Below are 23,572 nucleotides of genomic sequence, written 5' to 3'. Positions count from 1 at the left end.
TGCCGGAGTGTTGGCGAACTTCCGCCTAATGCAGCCGCTGATGTGGAGAACGGACCTCACTCATCAGAACCAATCGCTGCTCCAATTGCTCATTCAGCAGCATCAGCGCTCTCAGTGCGCCGCGCAGATCACCGTCACAAGCGGCGACGATCTCATCGACCGCAAGCTCGTATTGATCGAGACCAGAATTGGTGCGTTGACGTGGCATTTGGACAACATCCAAACAGAAAGCTAAGTTGAACGTGTTAATGCCCGGGCATTTTCCCCGCAATTCACAAGCAGAATATGTTGCTGGGAGGCTGCAACCTGCGCGATCATCCTAGGCTCTAAGCTGGTCCATTCACACGACCAAAGCGCATTCCATTCTTGGTTCAAATTAAAAGATCGCGGGGGCGGAACGTGTTTGATGTCTATCGTCGCAACGGGACGAGCGACTTGCTCGTTTTAGAATTGGGCTCGCCGATCCCGGCAGCTTACTCCGGCAAGAGGTGGCGCAAGAGTAGACGAAGAATTCTGAAGGTGAGCGATGAGATCAAATCGGCTGTTCAGCGGCGGGGTTATTACGTTCGCAGCTTGCGGTCCACAAAGGACAGGGTGATCGAAGGCGAGTAGATCGGTGGTCGAGAGAATGCAAGGCTGCTCGTTTCAACGCCCACGACTGCCAGTAGCTCGCCGATGATGCGACCCACTATGGATTAATTTGCGAGCTACTTGCATCGCTGCTTTGATGAGTGGCATGCAAGCGTCGAAGATCACTTCGATCCGCCTCATAAAGCACGAGGCTGTGCCCGACTGCGGCAGCTTCGAGGTGCGGTACGGCGATGGTCGGCCGAGCCGCTGCTTCTATTGGGATGAACTTCCTAGTCGGCGCCTGCGGCCCGAAGCGCTGAAGCGCGATGTCGCGCTGGAGACGGCGCCGACGGTAGCGCGTACTGCTCGGGATGAGCTGGAACGTCAGCCGCCGAAGGCGGGGGTGCGCCAGCACCAGCCTTGAGCCCGTCTGATCGCCGGTCTACTCTGGTTTTGAGGGCAGCAAGAGAATGAAATGACAAGGCAAAGCTCGGGTGAAAACACGCCGCGAGAGCGTCGGGCCATGAGCGCGGCGCTGCGAGCCGGATGGAGCCATCATCAGGCAAGAAGGCAAATCGCGCCGGGCAACGAGTTATCCATGCAAACCGATCTCAACTGCGCCGGCCCCCTTTTGCATTCACGTCACAAAAACGCTTGCGCCGCGATCTGCGCAGCTGACGCGCTCGCGGAAGAAACCGAAGAGCTCGCGGCCAATCCCTGTATGCGCCGCGGAGAGATCGGCTTGCGCGCAGGCTCGCGCGGCCCACTCGCCCGGGGCGACGAGCACGTCAAGCCGGCCGGTGACAGCGTCGAGCCTGATGACGTCGCCGTCGCGAATCCGCGCAATCGCACCGCCGTCAGCCGCTTCAGGCGTCACGTGAATCGCTGTGGGAACCTTGCCCGACGCGCCCGAAAGCCGCCCGTCGGTCACGAGTGCAACTCTCAGCCCGCGGTCCTGAAGAACGCCGAGGAGCGGCATCAGCTTGTGCAGTTCCGGCATTCCGTTTGCCTTCGGGCCCTGGAAACGCACCACCGCAACCATATCACCCGTGAGCTCGCCGGCAGCGAAGCTCCGTTGCAGATCCTCCTGGCAATGGAACACGCGAGCCGGTGCTTCGATCACATGGCGCTGCGGCGCCACCGCGGACGTCTTGACGACGGCGCGCCCGAGATTGCCGTTCAGAACCCGAAGGCCGCCTGTGGTTTGGAACGGGTCAGAAATCCCCCGTAGCACGGCGGTATCGCCGCTTGCGGCCGGTCCATCGCGCCACGTCAGCATTCCCCCGACATCGAGCCGCGGCTCTTGCAGGTACGCCTCGAGCCCGGCGCCGCAGACGGTCAGGGCGTCGCGGTGCAGGAGCCCGGCAGCAAGCAATTCCCGGATCAGGAAGCTCATGCCGCCGGCGGCATGGAAATGATTCACGTCTGCGGAGCCGTTGGGATAGATCCGCGCGATCAGCGGCGTCACCTCCGCAAGGTCGGCGAAATCGTCCCAGGTCAAAGCAAGGCCGGCCGCCGCGCCCATGGCAACCAGATGCAGCGTCAGATTGGTTGAACCGCCGGTGGCATGCAGCCCCACGATGCCGTTGACGAAGGCGCGCTCGTCGAGCACGCGACCGATCGGGATATACTGATTGCCGAGCGAAGTGATGTCCAACGCGCGTTCGGTGGCGGCACAGGTGAGCGCATCGCGCAGGGGCGTGTTCGGGTTCACGAAGGATGCGCCCGGCAGCTGCAGGCCCATGATCTCCATCAGCATCTGGTTGGTATTGGCGGTGCCGTAAAACGTGCACGTCCCCGCGCCGTGATAGGCCTGCGCCTCGGCTTCCAGCAAGGCGTCGCGACCGACCTTTCCTTCCGCGTAAGCCTGCCGGATTTTTGCTTTTGCGTCGTTGGCGAGGCCCGAGGTCATCGGACCGGATGGAATGAAGACCGCGGGCAGATGCCCGAACGACAATGCACCGATCACGAGGCCCGGCACGATCTTGTCGCAAATGCCGAGAAACACCGCGGCGTCGAAGGTTTGATGCGACAGTGCGACCGCGGTGGACAAGGCGATGACCTCGCGCGAGAACAGCGAGAGCTCCATTCCCGCCTCGCCCTGGGTGATGCCGTCGCACATCGCCGGTACGCCGCCCGCGACCTGGGCGACCCCGCCGGCTGCGCGCGCGCTCCGTCGGATGAGTTCAGGGAAACGCTCGTAGGGCTGATGCGCCGAGAGCATATCGTTGTAGGCCGTGACAATTCCGAGGCTGGGAACGTGACCGTCCTGCATCAGCTTCTTGTCGTGCCCGCCGCAGGCCGCGAAGGCGTGGGCCTGGTTGGCGCATCCGAGCCGCCGGCGGACCGGCGTGCTCGCCGCGTTCGCAATACGGTCGAGGTAGCGTGCTCGGCTGTCGTGACTGCGCCTGATGATGCGGTCCGTCACTTCGGCCACCCGCGCATTGACCTTTGCTTCGATCGTCATACACGCCTCCTGACTGCGGACTTGGCATGGGCAATAAGCTGCTCCGTGGTCATGGACCGTCCTCCATCCATGTCCGGCCGTCGCGTTCGATCAGCGCGACGGCGGCGGAGGGGCCCCAGCTGCCGGCAACGTAGGGACGCGGGATTTCATTCATCCGGCTCCACGCCTGACGGATCGGGTCGATCCAGCGCCATGCCGCTTCCACTTCGTCCCGGCGCATGAACAAGGTCGCATCGCCACGGACCACATCCATCAACAACCGCTCGTAAGCGTCCGGCACGGAGACGTCGAATGCTTCCGCAAAGCTCATGTCGAGAGGGACATATTGCAACCGCATGCCGCCCGGTCCGGGCTCCTTGATCATCAGCCAGAGCTTGATTCCCTCGTCGGGCTGCAGACGGATCACGAGCCGCGTCTGCAACGCCTTTGCCGAATTCGAATTGAAAATCGAATGTGGGACCTTGCGGAAGGTCACGACGATCTCGGAGCTGCGTTGTTGCAGCCGCTTTCCGGTGCGCAGGTAGAAGGGAACGCCGGTCCAGCGCCAATTTGCAACGGCCGCCTTGAGCGCAACGAACGTCTCCGTCGAGCTTGGGCGATCTGCGATCTCTTCCGCGTAGCCGGGCACGGCGATGCCATTGCATGCGCCGGCGCGGTATTGGCCCGGTACGGTCAGGAATGCAGCGTTCGTTTCGTCGATCCGTTCGAGCGACTTCAGGATCTTGAGCTTCTCGTCGCGCACGGCGTCGGCCTCGAGCGAATGTGGCGGCTCCATCGCCACCAGACAGAGCAGCTGCAGAAGATGGTTCTGAACCATGTCGCGCAGGGCGCCGGACTTGTCGTAGTAGGGGCCGCGTTCCTCCACGCCGATGGATTCGGCGACCGTGATCTGCACATGGTCGATGTGGGCGGCATTCCACAGCGGTTCGAACAGCGCGTTGGCGAACCGCAGCGCCATCAAGTTCTGCACCGTCTCCTTGCCGAGATAGTGATCGATCCGATAGACGCGTTCCTCCGGAAAAATCATCCCGACGGTTTGATTGAACCGGATTGCGGATTCGAGATCCTTGCCGATCGGCTTCTCGATGACGATGCGGGAATCGCCCTTTGAAAGACCGTAGTGACCGAGCCTTTCGCAGATCGGCCCGAACAGATGCGGTGCCGTCGCCAGATAGTGGACCTGGATGCGGTCGGCATAGGCCGATAGCGCCGCCGCCAGTTCGGTCCAGCCATGCTCGCCTTCCGCGTCGGCGGCCATGTAGGAGATGCGAGCCAGGAAGCGATCGAGTTCCGCTCCCGTCGTTTCCGATGCCGGCACATGTTGCACGATCGCCTCGCGCACCATGGCGAGGAAGTCATCGCGCGACATTGCACCGCGCGCGACGCCGAGAATGGTGGCGTCATCCGGCAACTGGCCGGCGAAATCGCGGCGAAACAGCGCCGGCAACAGCTTGCGGCGTGCGAGATCACCTGTCACGCCGAAAACGGTCAGGACGAAGGGGGCCACCGGGATGACGCGGCTTGTCATGCCCGCCCCCTCTTCAATTCGAGCCTCTTTGATGTGCCGCGTTGTGTCCGTCACTCTGTCAAGCATGGCATGGCTCCGTACTCGCATCGATGTCGGCGGCGGTCGGCAGGTCGGCTCCATCGCGGGACACCGTGATGGCAGCGGCAGCCGTCGCGTAAGCGAGCAACTCGCGGATTGCCGGCGGCTCGAGCGCCGCAATGGCCTCGGGACGGAGCCGGCCGGTTTTCGCAAGCTGCGCAAGCAGCGCGGCGTGGAATGTATCGCCGGCGCCCACGGTGTCGCGCACGACCGTGGAACGACCGGGCACCGAGACGCTGCCAGTGGTCGAAAAGGCGGTTGCGCCCTTTGCTCCCTCGGTCACGACCACCAGATGCGCGCCGCACGCGAGCCAGTAGGCGGCCGCATCGGCGATCGAGGCACGACCACCCCACGCAATGCGGACATCCTCGTCGCTCGCCTTGATCATTGTAGCCGTCCGGTAGAAGCGTTCCGCGGCGACGGCCCAGCTTTTCATGTCGCCGACGACGGTCGGTCGCACGTTCGGATCGACGCTGATGACGCGGCGGCCATGCTCCCGCTCAGCGAGCGCGGCAAACGTGGAGCCGACCGGGTCGACAGCCATGGAATAAGAGCCAAAGGTCAGGGCCTGAATATCGTCCGGCAGCGTGCGGGGGAGATGGGCAAGTCTCAGCGAGCGATCTGCCGCGCCTTCGCCGTGGAAAGTATAGTTTGGCTGGCCGTCACCGGTCGTCGCCACGATCGAGATCGGGGACGGCCGGTCGCTTCGCACGAGAAAGCTGTCGTCCACGCCCTCGCGAGCGAGCCTGTCCGCGAGGAATGCGCCGAAATGATCGCGCGAGATGCCACTCAGGAAGGCCGTTCGAACCCCGAGCCGAGCGAGACCAACAGCAACATTGAAGGGAGAGCCGCCGGCAACGGCATGGGTCGACATCGCGGACCCGCCGTGCGCCGTCACAAACAGATCGATCAGGGCTTCGCCACAGACAAGAATCATAATGCGTGACCCTCGTTCATCAGGACGACCATGCTCAATCCTTGAAGAGCACGTCGTGGTCGCGAGCGAACGCCGCGAGCAACGGCAGCGCCGCGCCGCCGATCGCGCGCGCATCGCGCCCGATCGAGCCCTCCACCACGACAGCGTCGGTGAGGCCCTGCCGGTCCATACCGGCCCAATGTTCCTTTGTGCGCTCGACGAGGCGATGGCGCACATCGACCGGAAAGGCACCGTCGATGATGACGGCTTCAAAGTCGATCACTGCGAGCAGGGCGGTGATCGCCTGCGCCAGCGCTGCGGCCGCCTCGGAAACCCACGCTTCCAGCGGTTCCTCGAAGCTCGACCAGTCGTCGGGCGAGAGCCAGATGTCGGTGCCCGGTCGGCCAGCGGCGATCAGTCGGCGCTCGAGCTGATAGATGGAAGCGGTGCGGATCAATTGCTGAAGGCTTGCCTCACCATTTTCCTCCCGCCGCATGATCGGCATGGAACCGAGCGCGCCGGCATTGCTGCTGCGTCCCGGGAAGAGGCTGCCGTTCAGAACGATGCCGCCGCCGATGAAGGCGCCAATGTAGAAATAGGCAAAATCCCGATACGCCGCGCCAGCACCGAAGGTGAGTTCGGCTGCGCATGCCGAAGTCGCGTCGTTGCTGACGCGCACCGGCCAAGGGGCGAAACGGCGCGACAGTTCGGCAGCAACATTGAAGTCACGCCATTTGCCGAGCGCGCCGGGTGGCGTCTGCAGGTCAGCTTCCCAATTCCACAACTCAAATGGCATCGCGACGCCAATGCCGCTGATCCTGTCGTGCTGGGCTTCTGGCAATTCGGCGAGAAGACCAGGCATCTCGCGTTCGGCAAATGTCATGATCTCTTCGGGGGCCGGGAAGGAGTAGATCACGCGTCGTCTGGCGCGGATGCCGGCGGCGAAATCCATCATCACCAGATCGGAGCTGCGACGGCCGATCATGAGGCCCAGTCCAAACGCGCCGTCCGGATTGAGCGAATAGGGGACCGACGGCTGGCCGATGCGGCCTCGCTGCGGTTCGCCTGCACGGAGCAGTCCGTCGGCTTCCAACCGATTGATGATCACCGTCGTGGTTTGAGTCGAAAGCCCGGTGAGGCGCGCGATCTCGACTTTGGCGAGACTACGATGGCGCCGAATGAGGGAGAGGATCAGGCGCTCGTTGTACAGTCTCACGCCGGTTTGAGTGGTGCCGCGGCTGTCGCCGGGGAAGGCCACCGTAGTTCCAGCAACCGCGGCTGTTTCTTCCATCTTCGGCTCCTCACAATCCGGGGAATCCGTCCTTGCGACAGGTCAATTGGCCGTTCCCGGCAGTCGGCCGCTACAATGACCGCAGATGGCGATGCGTGTCAATTAATAAGTCGGGATGATTTATTTATTGACAAGGTCGTTTTGCGCTCTCTAGGATGCCCCACCACGCGGTCGAAACCGTGCAGGCCAACAAGACGACTAATGAGGAGGGAATTGATGCGTCAGTCACTCGGACTATTCACAGCGTTCGCGCTGGCTCTGGGCGCCACCAGCAGTTTCGCGGCCGACAAGCCGATCGTGGGCCTCATCACCAAGACCAACACCAACCCGTTCTTCGTGAAGATGAAGGCCGGCGCCGACCAGGCGGCCAAGGCGAATGATGTCGAGCTCCGCTCGTTTGCCGGAAAGGTCGACGGCGACAATGAGAGCCAGGTCGCGGCTATCGAGAACCTGATCGCCGCCGGTGCCAAGGGCATCCTGATCACACCAAACGACTCCCGCGCGGTCGTCCCCGCTGTCGAGAAGGCGCGGGCGGCGGGCATTCTGGTCATCGCCCTCGACACCCCGCTCGATCCGGCGAATGCGGCTGATGCAACGTTCGCCACCGACAATTTCCTGGCCGGTGAAATGATCGGCCAATGGGCTGCCAAGACGCTGGGCGCCAAGGCGGCATCGGCGAAGATTGCGCTGCTCGACCTCAACGTGAACCAGATCTCGGTCGATGTCGCGCGCGATCAGGGCTTTCTGAAAGGCTTTGGCATTGATCTCGGCAACCCCGCCAAGATCGGTGACGAGAAGGATGCGCGCATCGTCGGTCACGATGTGACGCTCGGCAGCGAGGAAGGCGGCCGCAAGGCGATGGAGAATCTGCTCCAGAAGAATCCGGACATCTCGCTCGTCTATACCATCAACGAGCCTGCGGCGGCGGGAGCCTACGAGGCGTTGCGCTCGGTTGGCCGCGACAAGGACGTGCTGATCGTTTCGGTCGACGGCGGTTGCCCTGGCGTGCGCAACGTGAAGGACGGCGTCATCGGCGCCACCTCCATGCAATTCCCGCTGCTGATGGCGGCGAAGGGCGTTGAGGCGGTGAAGACCTTTGCCACCGGCGGCGGCAAGCCGAAGGCGTCGCCCGGTCTCGACTTCGTCAATACCGGCGTCGAACTCGTCACCGACAAGCCTGTTGGCGAAATGCCGTCGATCGACAGCGCTGCTGCCTTGAAGAAGTGCTGGGGCTGATCGCAGCTCTGACTGTCGTCGCCGCCAAGGATTGGCGCCCGCGAGCCGGGCGCCAAAAGCCGGAAACCCTTCCGCGATCGGACGGGCAGATCCCCGCATGCAACGAGGAAAATGGTCATGACCGATATCGGCAGTAGCCGCCCGGTTGCCCAGGCTTTCGAGCTCGTGCTCGACAAGGGCGAGAGTCGCGTCGCCGAGTTCGAGGTTCGTGCGCGATCGCCGCTGCAGAAGCTTCAGCATTTCCTGCACGCCAATCCGACAGCAGTGCCGGCGATCGTGCTGCTGCTCAGCGTTGCGGCGTTCGGCTTCACCGTCGGCTCGCGTTTTCTGTCGATGTTCAACCTGTCGCTGATCATCCAGCAGGTCACGATCATCGGCGTGATCGGGGCGGCGCAGACGTTGATCGTGATCACCGCCGGCATCGATCTCTCGGTTGGGGCCATCATGGTGCTGTGCTCCGTCATCATGGGCAAGCTCGCGGTCACCATGGGACTGCCGGCTCCGATCGCGCTCGTTGTCGGCGTTGCCGCAGGTGCCGGCTGCGGCGTGATCAACGGTACGCTCGTGACCCGGCTCAAGCTGCCGCCTTTCATCGTGACGCTCGGGACGTGGTCGATCTTCTTCGCGCTCAATCTTTGGTATTCGGCGTCCGAGACCATCCGTTCGCAGGAGGTCGCGAAAATCGCCCCGCTGCTGCAGGCATTGGGAACGCCGGTCAACATTCTTGGCGCCCGCTTCACTTACGGCTCCTTCTTCATGCTCGGCCTCGTGGCGTTGATCTGGTTCGTGCTGAATCGCACCGCCTTCGGGCGCCATCTCTATGCGGTGGGCGACGATCCCGATGCGGCGCGGCTTTCCGGCATCCGGACCGACCGCATTCTCTTCAGTGTCTATGTGATCGCCGGCGTGATTTGCGCGCTTGGTGCCTGGGCATTGATCGGACGCATTGGGTCGATCAGCCCGCAGGCCGGCCAGACAGCCAATCTGGACAGCATCACTGCGGTGGTCGTCGGTGGCGCTAGTCTGTTCGGCGGGCGTGGTTCGATTATCGGCACGCTGATCGGCGCGCTGATCGTCGGCGTATTTCGCAACGGGCTCGCGTTGTCCGATGTCGACGTGCTCTGGCAAGAATTCGCCGTCGGCTGGCTGATCATCATCGCAGTGGCGCTTGATCAATGGATTCGCAAGGTGTCGGCATGAGCACAGGATCGAACGTTCCCGGTACAACTCCGCTCCTTCAGGCACGCGGCCTCAACAAGCGCTATGGCCGCGTGACGGCGCTCGATCATGCCGACTTCGATCTCTATCCGGGCGAGATCTTGGCCGTGATCGGAGACAATGGTGCCGGAAAGTCATCGCTGATCCGCGCGCTCTCGGGCGCACTGGTTCCGGACTCAGGCGAGATCAAACTCGCCGGCAAGACAGTCGCATTTCGTTCGCCGCTCGACGCTCAGGCGGCCGGCATCGAGACGGTTTACCAGACGCTTGCTCTGTCGCCCAGCCTATCGATCGCCGACAATATGTTCCTCGGCCGCGAACTGCGCCGGGCTGGGCCGCTCGGAACGATCGGCCGCATGCTCGATCGCAAGGCCATGCAGCGCATCGCCCGCGAGAAGCTCACCGAGCTTGGCCTTATGACCGTGCAAAGTATCAATCAGCGGGTCGAAACCTTGTCGGGCGGTCAGCGCCAGGGTGTGGCGGTTGCGAGGGCTGCGGCCTTCGGCTCGCGCGTCGTCATCATGGACGAACCGACTGCGGCGCTCGGCGTCAAGGAATCGCGTCGGGTGCTGGAACTGATCCTCGATGTGCGGCGGCGTGGCGTTTCGGTGGTCCTGATCAGCCACAACATGCCGCACGTGTTCGAAATAGCCGATCGCATCCATATTCATCGACTCGGTCGGCGGCTCACGGTGATCGATCCCAAGGCCTACACGATGTCGGATGCGGTTGCCTTCATGACCGGCGCGAAGGCACCGATCGAAGTTGCCGCGTGACTGCGCGCCGGGGCCGGAGAACAGATTCTCATCTGCGCAGCTCTGCCGGCGCGCCATCCGGGATCGGGAAGACTGAGTTGACGTTGATCTTGCCGAGCACGTAGCTGTCGGTCCCTTCTCCGGCTCACGGCTTCTCCCTCTATGTTTCAGATGTGAATTGCGTGGCCCAGCAACTTCAGAGCAGCCTCATGGAAGGCCTCGCTTTGGGTTGGATGCGCGTGAATGGTGAAGGCGACGTCCTCGAGCCGCGCGCCCATTTCCAGTGCCAGGCTGAAGGCCGCAGAGAGCTCGGCGATACCGGCTCCGACGCCCTGGATGCCAAGCAGAACATGATTGTCCGCCCGCGCCACGGTCCGGATGAAGCCGTCCTCGCGCTCCAGCGTCAGTGCGCGGCCGTTGGCCTTGAACGGAAAGCGGTCCGTCTTGATGTCGAAGCTCTGACCGCTTGCCTCGCTCGGCGACAAGCCGACCGTGACGATCTCGGGATCGGTGAAGCAGATCGCCGGGATCGAAACCCTGTCCCAGGCGCGGTGACGGCCGGCGGCGATCTCCGCGACCATCTCGCCTTGCGCCATGGCGCGATGCGCCAGCATCGGCTCGCCCGTGACGTCGCCGATGGCGAAGACGCCGCGCATCGAAGAACAGCATCGGTCGTCAATCCGGATGAAAGATCCGTTCATGTCGAGATCGAGGGTCTCGAGGCCGAATCCTGATGTCACAGGCCTGCGGCCCACCGTCACCAGAATCTTGTCGGCATCGAGGGTCGTCTGCTGGCCGTCGGCGGTCTCGACCGCGAGCGCTGTACCGTCCGAAACGAGAGCTTTCGCCTTCGCACCTGTCAGAACGCCCACCCCGAGCGCGGCGAGGCGCCTTCCCACAGGCGCGCTCAGTTCGGCATCATATTGCGGCAGAATGCGTGGAGCGGCCTCGACGACCGTGACGGCCGCGCCCATCTTTGCAAACGCCGTGCCGAGCTCCAAACCGATATAGCCGCCGCCGACCACGATCAGCCTGTCCGGAATCTCGGTGAGCGCAAGGGCCTCGGTGGAGGAGATCACGCGACCTCCGAACGGCAGAGTCGGAATCGCAATCGGCTCAGACCCCGTCGCGATCACCACCGCTTCGGCATGAATCATCTGCGAGCCGGATTGCGTTTTGACCTCGATCGACTTGCCGTCGCGAAAGCGAGCGTGCCCGGGAATCAGCCTGACGCCGGCTTTCTTCAGCAGGCCGGCCACGCCGCCGTTCAAGCGCCTGACGATGCCGTCTTTCCAGGCGATGGTCTTGGCGAAGTCGAGCGACGGCCTTGCGGTCGAAATTCCGAGCAGGCTCTTGCCCCCGGCGGCAATCGCAATCGTTTCATACTCGCCGGCCGCGTGGATCAGGGCCTTCGAGGGAATGCAGCCGACATTGAGGCAGGTGCCACCCGGCCTTTCGGCTTCGATGACGATCGTATCGATGCCGAGCTGGCCGGCGCGGATCGCGCAGGTGTAGCCGCCGGGGCCGGCGCCGATGACGAGGAGCTTGCAGCTGATCTCGGTCATCGCATTTTCAGTCAATGAAGATCATGGCCGGCGTCTCCAAAAGCAGCTTGATGCGCTGCACGAACTGAGCGGCATCGAAACCATCGATCACCCGATGATCGAAGCTGGACGACAGGTTCATCATCTGGCGCGGTACGAAAGCCGAACCGTCCCAGTGCGGCTGGATCGCGATCCGGTTGACGCCGACGATCGCGACCTCCGGGTGATTGATGATGGGCGTCGTCGCCAGCCCGCCGAGGGCGCCGAGCGATGTGATGGTGATGGTTGAGCCGGTGAGTTCGTCGCGGGTGGCGCTGCCGTTTCGGGCGGCTTCCGCAAGCCGGGCGATCTCACTGGCGCAACCCCAGAGGTCGCGCGCTTCGGCATGCCTGACGACGGGGACCATCAGGCCGGTCGGGGTCTGGGCGGCGATTCCGATATGAACGCCGGCGTGCTGGTGCACAATCCCTGCCTCATCGTCGAAATGGGAATTGAGATGCGGCAGCTCGGCGATCGCGCGCACCATCGCGCGCATCAGAAACGGCAGCAATGTCAGCTTCGGCTTGTCCGGCAGCTTGCGGCCGTTGACCTTCACGCGCAAATCCTCGAGCGCCGTGACATCGACCTCCTCGACATAGGTGATGTGCGGGATGCGCGCGTTCGCAATCGACATCTTCTCGGCGATCTTGCGCCGCAAGCCGACGATCTTGATGTCGGTGACAGCAGTTTGGGCCTGGTGCGGCGTCGCTGGCGTTCCAGCGCGGCCGCGCAAGAGAAGAGCGTCGAGATCGTCGTGAGTGATCCGCCCAGCCGGACCGGTGCCGCGGATCTGCCGCAGGTCGACGCCAGCTTCGCGCGCACGGAGCCGGACGGCAGGAGCGGCCAAAGGCCGTTCGGCCGCGTGATGGAGTGGCGCAGCGGAGGGCTTCGATTTCTGTGCACCCGCCGGCGCGCGCGGGATGGTTGCGCCGTGATCCGCCCCTTTGGCCTCGGCGCTTGCCGCGGGTGATGCCACTTTCGCCGCCTCCGGCGTCGGCTCGCTCTTGCCATCGACCTCCATCCGCACGAAGTCCGAGCCGATGGCGAGAAGGTCGCCTACATTGCCGGCGAGCCAGGTGACGCGTCCATCAGCCGGCGAGGGGATTTCGACGGTCGCCTTGTCGGTCATGACGGCGCCGAGCACGGCGTCCTCACGAACGACATCGCCGACCTTCACGTGCCATTCCACCAGTTCGGCTTCCGCAATGCCTTCGCCGACGTCGGGCAGCCTGACCACGCGCTCGGCCATCTCAGGCCTCCATCGTTTCGATCAGCGCGCGGCCAATGCGCGCCGGGCCAGGGAAGTAGTCCCATTCCTGCGCGTGCGGGTAGGGCGTATCCCAGCCGGCGACGCGCAGGATGGGAGCTTCAAGATGATAGAAGCATCGCGTCTGGACCAGCGCACAGAGCTCGGCCCCGAAGCCGGAGGTAAGCGTTGCCTCATGCACGATGACGCAGCGTCCGGTCTTCTTCACCGAGGCTTCGATGGTATCCAGATCGAGCGGCAGCAGTGAGCGAAGATCGATGATCTCGGCGTCGATACCGGTTTCGTTCGCGGCGGTCTCGGCGACATGAACCATCGTCCCGTAGGCGAGGATGGTGACGGCGTTGCCCTCTCTGCGGATCGCGGCGCTGCCGAGCGGAATTGCAAAATGGCCGTCGTCGACTTCGCCTAGATCGTGCTTCGACCACGGCGTCACCGGCCGGTCATGGTGGCCGTCGAACGGACCGTTATAGAGACGCTTCGGCTCGAGAAAGATGACGGGATCGGGATCCTCGATGGCCGAGATCAGCAGACCCTTGGCGTCGCGCGGGTTCGACGGCACGACGGTCTTGATACCGCAGACGTGGGTGAACAGCGCTTCCGGGCTCTGGCTGTGCGTTTGCCCGCCAAAGATGCCGCCGCCGGTCGGCATGCGAACCACAAGCGGGCAGGTGAACTGGCCGTTGGAGCGATAGCGCAGCCGTGCAGCCTCCGAGACGATCTGGTCGTAGGCTGGATACATGTAGTCGGCGAACTGAATCTCAACGCAGGGCTTCAATCCGTAGGCCGCCATGCCTACCGCGATGCCGACGATGCCGAGCTCGCTGATCGGGGTATCGAAGCAGCGGCTCGTTCCGTATTTCGCCTGCAGTCCCTGGCTGGCGCGAAACACGCCGCCGAAATAGCCGACATCCTCGCCGAACACGACGACACCGTCGTCGCGCGACATCATCACGTCCATGGCATCCCTGATAGCCTCGATCATGGTCCGGCGTGTCATGGTTCAGACTCCGGCTTCCTGGCGCTGGCGGCGCAGATGCGGAGGCATCTCGGCGAACACGCCCTCGAACATGTCGCGTGCCGTAGGCCGCTGCTCGGAATGGAGTGTGCCGTAGCTTTCGGCCTCCTTCTGCGCCGAGATTACGGTGTCGAGGATCTCGGCCTCCGTCTGCTTGTGCCGCTCCTCCGACCAGGCACCGCGAACGATCAGATGGTTCTTCAGCCGGATCACGGGATCTCCGAGCGGCCATGCGTCGGATTCCGTCTTCGGCCGATAGCCTGCCGGGTCATCGGAGGTGGAGTGAGCGCCGACGCGGTAGGTGACGTGTTCGATCAGGGTCGGGCCGAGATTGCGGCGTGCGCGCTCGCAAGCCCATTTCGCGACCGCATGGACTGCGAGGTAGTCGTTGCCGTCGACGCGCAGCGCCGGAATGCCGAAGCCGAGACCGCGCGCGGCGAACGTGCCGGAGCCACCGCGCGCGATCCCCTGGAAGGTCGAGATGGCCCATTGATTGTTGACGATGTTGAGCACGACCGGCGCGCGATATGTCGAAGCGAACACCAACGCGGCATGGAAGTCCGATTCTGCGGTTGCGCCGTCGCCGATCCAGCCAACGGCGATCTTGGTGTCGTTCTTGATGGCGGACGCCATCGCCCAGCCGACCGCCTGGATGTACTGGGTGGCGAGATTGCCCGAGATCGAGAAGAAGCCGTGTTCCCTGGAGGAATACATCACGGGCAATTGGCGCCCCTTCAGGGGATCGTGCGTGTTGGAGTAGATCTGGCAGGCCATCTCGACCAGCGAGTAGCCACCGGCGATCAAGAGCCCCGCCTGGCGATAGGTCGGAAAATTCATGTCGCCCGGAAGAAGCGCCTTGCGGAAGGCGCAGCTCACCGCCTCTTCGCCCATATGCTGCATATAGAACGAGGTCTTGCCCTGGCGCTGCGCCATTTGCATGCGCGCATCGAACGCACGCAGCGTCATCATGTGGCGCAGGCCCTCGAGCAATTCACTGTCCGAGAGCGCCCCGGCCCAGGGCCCCACCGCTTCGCTGTCGCGATTGAGCACACGGATGACGGAGAAGGCGAGATCGCGGATGGCCTCGGGATCGACGTCGACGCTGGGACGATCGACCTGGCCGGCGCGCGGGATGCGGATGTTCGAGAAATCGGGCGTGCCGCCCGGGCGCACTGCCGGCTCGGGCACGTGCAGCTTCAGTGGCGCAGGCGCGGGGGATGGAGCCACCTCGCGCCGCGGGCTCATGGTGTCATGTGTGAGGTCCGAGTCGGGCATTGGCTTTCACCTCTCACCTCGATCGCATCGATGCAGAACAACGCGCCGACGCGGCGAGCGATCCGGTCGACAGCGTCGCGATCATCGATGTCTATGGAAGCCGAGATGCGGCATTCGCTCGCGTCCGCCCGTGCGCTGACGGCCGCGAGCCGTAGTCCCGCGACACGCGTCTGGTCGAGCAGGCGGCCGAGTGCGGCGTGCATATCGCTGGTCTGGAGTTCGAGCAAAAACACCGCGTTGATCTCATTCTTCTAGGAAACGGTACTGCCAAACGTCAGGATTGTCGTTCCATTAATCTCGGTATACCATGGATAGCTAGGAGGAATTTTCTACATATTGTTGGAAAATCCAGAAAGAAGTTCTCGGTATGGCGCCAGCCAGGCGTGCCACAAGGCCGGTCAAGGCACCGCGCAAGGATGCGCTTCGGCTCGACGAGATCGATCGCAAGATCCTGCGCGCCCTGCAGCAGGATGCACGCCTGACCACGGCGCAACTCGCCGAAAGAATCGGGCTCTCCACCACGCCGTGCTGGAACAGGCTGAAGCGTCTGGAAACGCAGGGCTACATCGATGGCTACGTTGCGCTGCTCAATCAGGACAAACTCGGCCTGCCCGAGACGGTTATCATAGAGCTGACGCTCGATCGCCACGATGAGGAGATGCTCGAGCGTTTCGGCCAATTGCTGACGAGCTTGCCGGAGGTGATCGAGGCCTATCTCACCACCGGCGACTACGACTACGTCGTGAAGGTCGCGGTCGAAAGCACCGCCGGCTACGAACGCTTTCTGCGCGAGAAGCTCTATCGCATTCCAGGCATTCGCCACAGCCGCTCATCGTTTGCGCTGCGCTGCCTGAAAAAGCTGACCTCGGTGCAGGTCTAGCCAAATGCGTCCCGTGTCACCACAGTAATCCTGAACGGGGTATCAGTCTTTCTCAATGATCGATGTGCCTCTTCCGGCCCTGATGACGGGTGACGTCGGCACCGTTCCATTCTTCGTCGCCAATGCGCTAAAGCATATCGGTTACGACCAGACGATGGCGAACGGCTCCGGCGCCTCCAAGGCGATCGCAGACGGCGTCCGCTCTGCCATCGCAGCCGTGGTCGAAGGCGGCCATGGCCGAGCCTATATTTCGGACCTGGCACAGCTGCTTCGCAAGGCGAAGCCGGCAGCCCCGGCCAGAGAATGAGCGTTGAGACAGGAAAGACTGAGCGAATGACAAAGACCGAGATCCGATTTCCCGTAGACGGCCGAACTCGCAAGATGTTCGTTGATGGCAGGTGGGTCGAGGCGCGCTCGGGGAAGGTCTTCGAGACGCGCAACCCGGCAACGGGCGAAGTGATCGGCCGTGTCCCGCGTGGCGATGCCGGCGACGTCGACATCGCCGTCACCGCCGCTCGCCGCGCCCTTGTCGGACCATGGAGCCGCTTCAAGCCATTCGAGCGGCAGGCGCTGCTGCTGCGCATCGCCGATCTGTTTGAGAAGCATTGGGAGGAGATCAGCCAGTCCGACACGGCGGACATGGGCATGCCGATCGTGAGGACGCGGGCGAACAAGCTTCGCGTGCTCGGCATGCTGAGATATTACGCCGGCATGGCGACCGCGATTCACGGGCAGACGATCGACAATTCGCTTCCAGGCGACATCGTCTCGTTCACGCGGAAGGAGCCCGTCGGCGTGGTCGGCGCGATCATTCCCTGGAACGCGCCCACGGCGGCGTCGGTCTGGAAGATCGGACCTGCGCTGGCGACCGGCTGTACGATCGTGCTCAAGCCCTCGGAAGAGGCGCCGCTGACGCCGCTCCTGATCGCGGATTTGATGAACGAGGCAGGCGTGCCGCCCGGCGTCGTCAACGTCGTGACAGGGACCGGGCCGGAGGCCGGTGCGCCTCTGGCCGAACATCAAGGCGTCGACAAGATCGTCTTCACGGGCTCCACGGCAACCGGGCAGGCCATCATTCGTGCCTCGGCCGGTAACCTCAAGCGGGTGTCGCTCGAGCTTGGCGGAAAGTCACCCGTCATCGTCTGCGCCGATGCCGACCTCGACAAGGCCGTTCCGATTGCCGCAATGGCGGCATTCGCAAATTCAGGCCAGATCTGCATCGCCGGCTCGCGGCTGTTCGTCGAGCGGGCCATTCACGACGAACTGGTCGAACGGCTGGGCAAGTTTGCCTCGGCCCTGAAAATTGGCGATGGCGCCGATCCCTCGACGGACATCGGCCCCCTCGTTTCCGAGCGGCAACTCGACAAGGTTGAAGGCTTCCTGCGCAGCGGACGCGACGAGGGCGCGAAGATCGTGGCCGGTGGCAGGCGGTTGAAGGAAGGAAACCTCGCCAAGGGCAACTTCGTCGAGCCGACGGTGTTCGCCGGCGTCTCCGACACCATGCAGATCGCCCGTGACGAAATCTTTGGTCCTGTCATCTCCGCGCTGCCGTTCGACACGCTCGATGAAGCCGTGGAACGGGCCAATGCGACGCCATATGGGCTTGCGGCCGGTGTCTTCACGCGCGACGTGAGCAAGGCCCACATCGTCTCGCGCAGCCTGCGCGCAGGCTCGGTCTGGGTGAACACCTACCACGCCATCGATCCTGCATTGCCCTTCGGCGGCTACAAGATGAGCGGATATGGCCGTGAGGGCGGCACTGAACAGCTCGACGAGTACCTGAACACGAAGGGGGTCTGGATCAAGCTGGACTGATCCGATCATTCTGTCGGCCTGGCGATCAGTCCCGACGACGCCGGCCAGCACCAGCGGCGCCACCAGAGCGGAGTAGGTCACGGCGGGACTCGCGATCTCCGCGATCCAGCCGAGGCCGACCGCCTGCATCAGCAATCCCGTCACCACCAGCGGCCGCTCGCCGGGGGAAAGGGTGCGTCCCGAAATAATCTTTTGCGGACCGAATCCTTGAGCGGTCGTCAAACGTCCTGGGGGTGACGCGGCATCGGCCTTCCGGGAAAGTATTGCTACTGTGGACGATGGCGCGACGAGCAACCAGGTGAATAGCTGAGGAGCGCGCGATGCGAAGGACGTTGATCAGATACAAGGCCAAGCCGGAGCTGGCCGATCGGAACGCCGAGCTGGTCTCGGCCGTATTTGCGGAGTTGAAGGCGGCCAGCCCCGATGGCGTGCGCTATCTCACGCTGCGGCTGGAGGACGACACCTTCATCCATCTCGTCGAGGCCGCGGCCGAGGACGGATCGAGCCCGATCCCGAAGCTGAAGGCGTTTCAGGCGTTCCAGGACGGCATCCGGGACCGCTGCGCGGAGCCGCCGCTGGTTCGTGATGTGAGGATCGTCGGCAATTATCGTATGCTGGACCAGTCCTGACCAGGCGAGGCGGAGGAGCAATGGCGCCAGACCCGCTGGCCACCGTCGATATCGAGGCCCTGCTGGCGCGGATGCGGCCGAAGCTGCATCGCTACTGCGCCCGCATGGTCGGCTCGGTCATCGACGGCGAGGACGTGCTGCAGGATGCGCTGATCAAGGCGATCGACGCGCTGCCATCGGTCTCGCCCGTCGTCAATCCGCAAGGTTGGCTGTTCCGCATCGCGCACAACACCGCGCTGGATTTCCTGCGTCGCCGCAACCGGCAGGCGGCGCTGCATTCGGCTGAGGAGGTGGAGATGATCGCCGGCCAGCTTGACGATGTCGAAAGCCGCCAGATCGCCGCGACCAGCCTGCGGACTTTCATGCGGCTGCCGGTGGCGCAGCGCTCCAGCGTGATCCTGATGGACGTGCTCGGCTGCTCGCTTGCCGAGGTCTGCGACATCATGGATTTCAGTATGTCCGCGGTGAAGGCCGCGCTGCATCGTGGGCGCACGCAGCTGCGTGAGTTCGCCGAGGAGCCTGACGATGTGCCGCAGCCGGGCCTGTCGGAGGCCGACCGGACGCGGCTCAACGCCTATGTCAGCCATTTCAATGCCCGCGACTTCGACGCGATCCGCGCCATGATCGCCGACGACGTCAGGCTCGAGCTCGTCAACCGCACCCGGCTGAAAGGCAAGGCTGAGGTGTCGCGCTATTTCGGCAATTATTCGAAGGTCAGCGATTGGCACCTAGAGGCGGGACAGGTCGAGGGACGTCCGGCGATCCTGGTGTTCGATCCGAATGAGCCGAACGGGCGGCCCAAATATTTCGTGCTGCTGAACTGGTCCGCCGACAAGCTCGCCACCATCCGGGATTTTCGTCACGCGGCGTATGTCATCGATGGTGCGGAGTGCGTGGTCGATAGAGGGTGAACTCGTCTTCCAGCCTGCTTCAGACAGCCCTGCAGAACAGCACGGTTTCCTCGGGGTAGATCGTAAAATGATCCAGCCACATCTTGTAGCCAAGGTTCAAGGAACTGATGAAGAGGGGAAGTTCGACCCAGTCATTGGGCTTGTGATAGACGCAGATCGCCAATGTCGGTTTGAACCGATCGAGCGTGCGCACGGCGCCCTTGAGCGCGGAAAGCTCGGCGCCCTCGATGTCCATTTTGATGAAATCGACACGCGGCAGATTTCTGTCGCGAACCACATCATCGATGGAGACGGTTCTGATTTCGGTCGCGCCGTGGGAGAGGGGGCGTTCGGAAACCTGGCTCCCCGGACCATTGTTCAGCATATAGAGAATCTTGTCGGATGACTCCCATACCGGTCGCTCGATGATCTCGATATTTGACCGATATCTTGGATTCAGTTCGAGGTTCTGACGCAGGATATCGAGATTGTCAGGTATGAATTCAAATCCGATGACCTTCCCCGTGGGTCCCACCTTCGATGCAAAATACAGGCTCGTATCGCCGTAGCAGCTTCCGGCCTCGATGACGACATCCCCGGTCTTCGCTGCGATCGCCGGCTTGACCCCGCTGTACTCGTACTGCGTTTTCAGGAAGGTGGCGTCGATCCCGATGGGAGCGGAAAACAGATTGAGATCGTAGCCGATCTCCTTCAGATCGAAATGAGTCAACTCGAAGTTCATATTCCTGATTTTTTTCGCAGGCAGGCAGTTCGTTTGCAGCCTCCGTGCCAGGCTCCGTTCCTGCCAGTATTTCGGAGAGTTTCGGAAGATCTTGACGAGGTCGTGCCCGATCACGCGTTGAAGGTACAACTCCAGCAGGACGTCCCTGGAATAGTCGTCCTGCAGCAACTGATAGGTATCCAGCAAGACCAGAGGAAGCGTCTTCGAGTTCTTCAATCGCGCGATGGCCTCGAGCCTGCTCTGATGCTTTTGGAGATCGGGGCCCAGCGTTCGCCTGGGCTCGGGTCCATAACGATCCGCCTCGTGGTTCTGTTCAAGATCTCTCGTGGCAATCTCGTACAATTTGGCCTGCAGGTGAGACAGGAACGAAATTGCGACCTCTGGAGACATTTGAACGTTTGAAGACATGTGAATGGCTGAACCTCTCTTGAGCCGGCGGCCGGCAGAATCCTCTCGTGCCGTCAGTTCGCGGTCAGCCGTGCTTGCGGGGTCCACCGGGCGCGGCCGGTGCGCCCGGTTGAGAGAGTTTCCGGTGCGATGCTGGTGCGAAGCTGGCGCCCTCGTCCATCAAGGCGCGGGGGCGGGCCGTCGCTGATTCGGGAGCGCTTTAGCGCGGTCCGGCCAGGATCCGCCGGCATGCGTCGACGAAAACCTGCGCGCCGGTGACGATGTCGGCATCGGTGGTGTTTTCGGTCCAGTGATGGCTGATGCCGCCGATCGACGGGACGAACAGCATGCCCGCAGGCATGACGGTCGCCAGCATCTGCGCATCGTGGCCGGCGCCGCTCGGCATGCGCAGCGATCGTCCCCCGGCAAGCGCCTTGCTCGCGGCCTCGATCGCGTCCTGAATGCCGGTGTTCATCATGGCGGGGGCGCCGGTGCGGATTTTCTCCACGCTGACGATGCAGGGGCCCTTGGCTGTCGCCTCATCCGCCATGGTCTTCAGCAACTGCTCCAGCCGTGCGATGACGGAGGGATCGTCGTCGCGGATCTGGAACAGCATCTCCGCGCCGCCGGGAATGATGCTTGGCGCGCCTGGATCGAGCGTGATGCGGCCGGTGGTCCATACCGTGCGCGGCCCGCACGCGGCTGGAAAGCGCTCGTCGATCGCCACGCAGAATTTTGCCAGCGCGAGCCCTGCGTCTTTTCGCACCGCCATACGCGTGGTGCCGGCGTGGTTCTGCTCGCCGGTGAAAGTGATGCGATATTGCCAGATGCCGACGATGGAGGTCACGACGCCGATCGCGAGCTTGCCGCTCTCGAGCGTGTCGCCCTGCTCGATATGTGCTTCGAGATAGCCGACGTGCCGCCCCGGTTCGGCGGCAATACGCGGACGTCCAGCCAGCCCCATGTCGGCCAGGGCATCGCGCATGGTGCGGCCGTTGGTGCGGTCGCGCGCCGCGTCGATCTCGGCCTCGCTGACCTGACCGACATAAGAGCGCGAGCCGAGGAAGCTGCCAAAATGGCCCTCTTCATCGCACCATGCGGCCACTTCGACCGCGCCTTTCACGGAAGCATCGGAATTGAGCACGCGCGCCGCTTCGAGCGCATAGACGACACCGAGCGGCCCATCGAGCCAGCCGGCATAGTTCTGGCTTTCCAGGTGCGATCCGGCGAGCAGCTTCGGTCCGGGTTTTGCGCTGGTGCTGACGATGTTGCCGATACCATCGATCCCGCCGGTGAGGCCGGCCTCGGGCAGTTTCCGCACCAGCCAGTCCAGCGACTGCCTGTGCGGCTCGGAGAAGGTCGGCTTGTGCACGCCGGTCTTGTAGGCGCCGAAGGCGCGGAGCGCATTGAGATCGGCGAGGACGCGCTGACCGTCGGCGTGCAGATTGATGTCAGGCATGTTCGGCAACCTTCAGCGCCTCGGTGCGGATTTCCTCGACCAGCCGTTCCTTGAGCTGGACGAATTCCGGCGTGGTCTTGATCTTGTAGGAGCGCGGATGCGGCAGGTCCACGGCGATCTCGGCCTTGATCCGGCCGGGACGGGCGCTCATGACGATGACGCGGCTGCCGAGGAAGATCGCTTCCTCGATGTCGTGGGTGACGAACAGCACGGTCTTCTGGTCGCGTTCCCAGATGCCGAGCAGCATTTCCTGCATCAGGGCGCGGGTCTGGTTATCAAGCGCGCCGAAGGGCTCGTCGAGCAGCAGGATTTTTGGATCGTTGGCAAGCGCGCGCGCGATCGCCGTGCGCTGCTGCATGCCGCCGGAGAGCTGCTTCGGCCAGTGGTTCTCGAAGCCTGATAGCCCCACCCGGCGGATGAAGGCGTCGGCCACCTTGTTGCGCTCGCCTTCCGGCACGCCGCGTTCGCGCAGGCCAAAGGCGATGTTCTCGCGCACGGTGAGCCAGGGAAACAGCGTGTAGGACTGGAACACCATGCCGCGATCCGCGCCGGGGCCGGTGACTTCGCGGCCGTCGAGCGTAACGCGCCCACTGGTCGGACGGTCGAGGCCGGCGACGATGCGCAGCAGGGTGGACTTGCCGCAGCCGGAAGGGCCGAGGATGGTGACGAAGTCGTTGTTGCCGATGGTGAGGTCGGTCGGCTCCAGCGCGTGGGTCGGCGCATTGCCGTGGCGCGCCGGGAAGGTGCGCGAGACCCGCTCGACCTTGAGGATCGTCATGCCAGCCTCCACGGAAACAGCCAGGCGTTGAACGCCTTGAACATGAAGTCCGAGAGCAGGCCGATCAGGCCGATCACGATGATGCCGAAGATGATCTGGCCGGTGTTGAGCAGCGCCTGGCTGTCGGTGATCATGTGGCCGATGCCGGCGGACGAGCCGATCAGCTCGGCGACGATAACGTAGGTCCAGGCCCAGCCCAGCACCAGCCGCAGGATCTCGGCGATCTCGGGTGCGGAGGAGGGCAGCAGCACGCGGCGGATGATGCCGCGATCGCTGGCGCCGAGCGTATAGGCGGCTTCCACCAGATCGCGCCGCGTCGCGCCGACGGTGACGGCGACCATCAGGATAACCTGGAACACCGAGCCGATGAAGATGACGAGCAGCTTCTGCAACTCGCCGATGCCGGCCCACAGGATGAGGAGCGGAATGAAGGCCGAGGCGGGCAGATAGCGCGCAAAGGAGACGAAGGGCTCGAGGAAGGCTTCGATCGGCTTGTAGGCGCCCATCAGCACGCCGAGCGGCACCGCGATGATCGCAGCCAGCGCGAACCCGCCGACGACGCGCCAGATCGTCATGCCGATGTCGAATACAAAACCTTGCTTAACCAGCAGGTCGTAGCCTTCCTGCACCATGGTCAGCGGATTGGCGAGAAACGTCTTCGATACATGGCCGCCGAAGGTTGCCCACGACCAGAGGGCGACGAACAGCACGAAGAAAGCGAGGCCATAGGCCACGCGCTGCTTCGATGTCACGGAATCCAGGGGACGCATCGATAGTTGATCCGAATGGTCGA

At 63.4% G+C, this 23,572-nt stretch carries 23 protein-coding genes; 9 read left to right on the top strand and 14 right to left on the bottom strand.

The annotated features are described in order from the left end of the window. Positions 1 to 25: 25 nt before the first annotated feature. Positions 26 to 208, bottom strand: coding sequence for a hypothetical protein (locus XH98_RS01340; protein ID WP_271617550.1), 183 nt, complete (start codon positions 206 to 208; stop codon positions 26 to 28). 528 nt (positions 209 to 736) lie between these two features. On the opposite strand from XH98_RS01340, the gene XH98_RS01330 reads away from it, so the two are divergent. Next, positions 737 to 994: a hypothetical protein gene (locus XH98_RS01330; protein ID WP_271617548.1), complete on the top strand. Its 258-nt coding sequence runs from the start codon at positions 737 to 739 to the stop codon at positions 992 to 994. 213 nt (positions 995 to 1,207) lie between these two features. Here the strand turns inward: XH98_RS01330 and edd are convergent, their stop codons facing one another. From edd to XH98_RS01310, 4 genes are read right to left on the bottom strand one after another with little or no spacing between them, the layout of a single operon-like run. Further along, positions 1,208 to 3,037: a phosphogluconate dehydratase gene (edd, locus tag XH98_RS01325; RefSeq protein WP_271617547.1), complete on the bottom strand. Its 1,830-nt coding sequence runs from the start codon at positions 3,035 to 3,037 to the stop codon at positions 1,208 to 1,210. Between the two features lie 49 nt (positions 3,038 to 3,086). Then, positions 3,087 to 4,565: a glucose-6-phosphate dehydrogenase gene (zwf, locus tag XH98_RS01320; RefSeq protein ID WP_271617546.1), complete on the bottom strand. Its 1,479-nt coding sequence runs from the start codon at positions 4,563 to 4,565 to the stop codon at positions 3,087 to 3,089. A 58-nt stretch (positions 4,566 to 4,623) separates the two neighbouring features. Then, positions 4,624 to 5,580: a carbohydrate kinase family protein gene (locus XH98_RS01315; RefSeq protein ID WP_271617545.1), complete on the bottom strand. Its 957-nt coding sequence runs from the start codon at positions 5,578 to 5,580 to the stop codon at positions 4,624 to 4,626. Between the two features lie 34 nt (positions 5,581 to 5,614). After that, complete coding sequence (locus XH98_RS01310; protein WP_271617544.1) at positions 5,615 to 6,850, bottom strand: ROK family transcriptional regulator; 1,236 nt, start codon at positions 6,848 to 6,850, stop codon at positions 5,615 to 5,617. Between the two features lie 216 nt (positions 6,851 to 7,066). Between XH98_RS01310 and XH98_RS01305 the strand changes: the two genes are divergently transcribed. From XH98_RS01305 to XH98_RS01295, 3 genes are all read left to right on the top strand, one after another. After that, positions 7,067 to 8,086 (top strand): sugar ABC transporter substrate-binding protein, encoded by a 1,020-nt coding sequence (locus XH98_RS01305; protein ID WP_442868532.1) that lies wholly within the window; start codon positions 7,067 to 7,069, stop codon positions 8,084 to 8,086. Positions 8,087 to 8,203: 117 nt separating this feature from the next. Next, the gene (locus tag XH98_RS01300) at positions 8,204 to 9,286 is read left to right on the top strand and encodes an ABC transporter permease (RefSeq protein ID WP_157083617.1); all 1,083 of its coding nucleotides are present in this window, start codon (positions 8,204 to 8,206) and stop codon (positions 9,284 to 9,286) included. Further along, entirely contained in the window at positions 9,262 to 10,080 is an 819-nt protein-coding gene (locus XH98_RS01295) for an ATP-binding cassette domain-containing protein (RefSeq protein ID WP_442868531.1), read from the top strand. The genes XH98_RS01300 and XH98_RS01295 overlap by 25 nt, the downstream gene beginning before the upstream one ends. A gap of 146 nt (positions 10,081 to 10,226) precedes the next feature. Here XH98_RS01295 and lpdA read toward each other — a convergent pair whose 3' ends face one another. Genes lpdA through XH98_RS01270 form a run of 5 tightly spaced genes read right to left on the bottom strand, consistent with a single transcriptional unit; the run spans position 10,227 to position 15,432 of the window. Further along, positions 10,227 to 11,624, bottom strand: a complete 1,398-nt coding sequence (gene lpdA / locus XH98_RS01290; protein WP_271617542.1) for a dihydrolipoyl dehydrogenase — start codon at positions 11,622 to 11,624, stop codon at positions 10,227 to 10,229. Positions 11,625 to 11,631: 7 nt separating this feature from the next. Further along, positions 11,632 to 12,891, bottom strand: coding sequence for a dihydrolipoamide acetyltransferase family protein (locus XH98_RS01285; protein WP_271617541.1), 1,260 nt, complete (start codon positions 12,889 to 12,891; stop codon positions 11,632 to 11,634). A gap of 1 nt (position 12,892) precedes the next feature. After that, complete coding sequence (locus XH98_RS01280; RefSeq protein WP_271601497.1) at positions 12,893 to 13,906, bottom strand: alpha-ketoacid dehydrogenase subunit beta; 1,014 nt, start codon at positions 13,904 to 13,906, stop codon at positions 12,893 to 12,895. A 3-nt stretch (positions 13,907 to 13,909) separates the two neighbouring features. Next, entirely contained in the window at positions 13,910 to 15,169 is a 1,260-nt protein-coding gene (locus tag XH98_RS01275; protein ID WP_057750986.1) for a 3-methyl-2-oxobutanoate dehydrogenase (2-methylpropanoyl-transferring) subunit alpha, read from the bottom strand. Next, entirely contained in the window at positions 15,166 to 15,432 is a 267-nt protein-coding gene (locus XH98_RS01270; protein ID WP_271617540.1) for a hypothetical protein, read from the bottom strand. Before XH98_RS01270 ends, XH98_RS01275 begins: the two co-directional genes overlap by 4 nt. A 134-nt stretch (positions 15,433 to 15,566) precedes the next feature. On the opposite strand from XH98_RS01270, the gene XH98_RS01265 reads away from it, so the two are divergent. The 5 genes from XH98_RS01265 to XH98_RS01245 all read left to right on the top strand — a co-directional run bounded on the left by XH98_RS01265 (position 15,567) and on the right by XH98_RS01245 (position 19,434). After that, positions 15,567 to 16,079, top strand: a complete 513-nt coding sequence (locus XH98_RS01265; protein ID WP_057750980.1) for an Lrp/AsnC family transcriptional regulator — start codon at positions 15,567 to 15,569, stop codon at positions 16,077 to 16,079. A gap of 55 nt (positions 16,080 to 16,134) precedes the next feature. After that, a complete protein-coding gene (locus XH98_RS01260; RefSeq protein WP_271617539.1) occupies positions 16,135 to 16,386 on the top strand; it encodes a hypothetical protein in 252 nt (83 codons plus the stop codon). Positions 16,387 to 16,412: 26 nt separating this feature from the next. After that, positions 16,413 to 17,894: an aldehyde dehydrogenase family protein gene (locus XH98_RS01255; RefSeq protein ID WP_271617538.1), complete on the top strand. Its 1,482-nt coding sequence runs from the start codon at positions 16,413 to 16,415 to the stop codon at positions 17,892 to 17,894. A 320-nt stretch (positions 17,895 to 18,214) separates the two neighbouring features. After that, positions 18,215 to 18,523 (top strand): hypothetical protein, encoded by a 309-nt coding sequence (locus XH98_RS01250; RefSeq protein WP_057750972.1) that lies wholly within the window; start codon positions 18,215 to 18,217, stop codon positions 18,521 to 18,523. 20 nt (positions 18,524 to 18,543) lie between these two features. After that, positions 18,544 to 19,434, top strand: coding sequence for a sigma-70 family RNA polymerase sigma factor (locus tag XH98_RS01245; RefSeq protein ID WP_271617537.1), 891 nt, complete (start codon positions 18,544 to 18,546; stop codon positions 19,432 to 19,434). 19 nt (positions 19,435 to 19,453) lie between these two features. Here XH98_RS01245 and XH98_RS01240 read toward each other — a convergent pair whose 3' ends face one another. The 4 genes from XH98_RS01240 to XH98_RS01225 form a co-directional block, all read right to left on the bottom strand. Then, a complete protein-coding gene (locus XH98_RS01240; protein ID WP_271617536.1) occupies positions 19,454 to 20,497 on the bottom strand; it encodes an FkbM family methyltransferase in 1,044 nt (347 codons plus the stop codon). 265 nt (positions 20,498 to 20,762) lie between these two features. Next, a complete protein-coding gene (locus XH98_RS01235) occupies positions 20,763 to 22,001 on the bottom strand; it encodes a Zn-dependent hydrolase (protein ID WP_271617535.1) in 1,239 nt (412 codons plus the stop codon). Then, the gene (locus tag XH98_RS01230) at positions 21,994 to 22,779 is read right to left on the bottom strand and encodes an ABC transporter ATP-binding protein (RefSeq protein WP_271617534.1); all 786 of its coding nucleotides are present in this window, start codon (positions 22,777 to 22,779) and stop codon (positions 21,994 to 21,996) included. The genes XH98_RS01235 and XH98_RS01230 overlap by 8 nt, the downstream gene beginning before the upstream one ends. Then, positions 22,776 to 23,549, bottom strand: coding sequence for an ABC transporter permease (locus XH98_RS01225; protein WP_271617533.1), 774 nt, complete (start codon positions 23,547 to 23,549; stop codon positions 22,776 to 22,778). Before XH98_RS01225 ends, XH98_RS01230 begins: the two co-directional genes overlap by 4 nt. Between the last annotated feature and the right edge of the window lie 23 nt (positions 23,550 to 23,572).

This window comes from Bradyrhizobium sp. CCBAU 51745, assembly GCF_028128715.1.
Classification (GTDB): Bacteria; Pseudomonadota; Alphaproteobacteria; order Rhizobiales; family Xanthobacteraceae; genus Bradyrhizobium; species Bradyrhizobium manausense.
The sequence above is the reverse complement of the archived record's forward strand: the minus strand, read 5'-3'. Positions and strand labels throughout refer to the sequence as shown.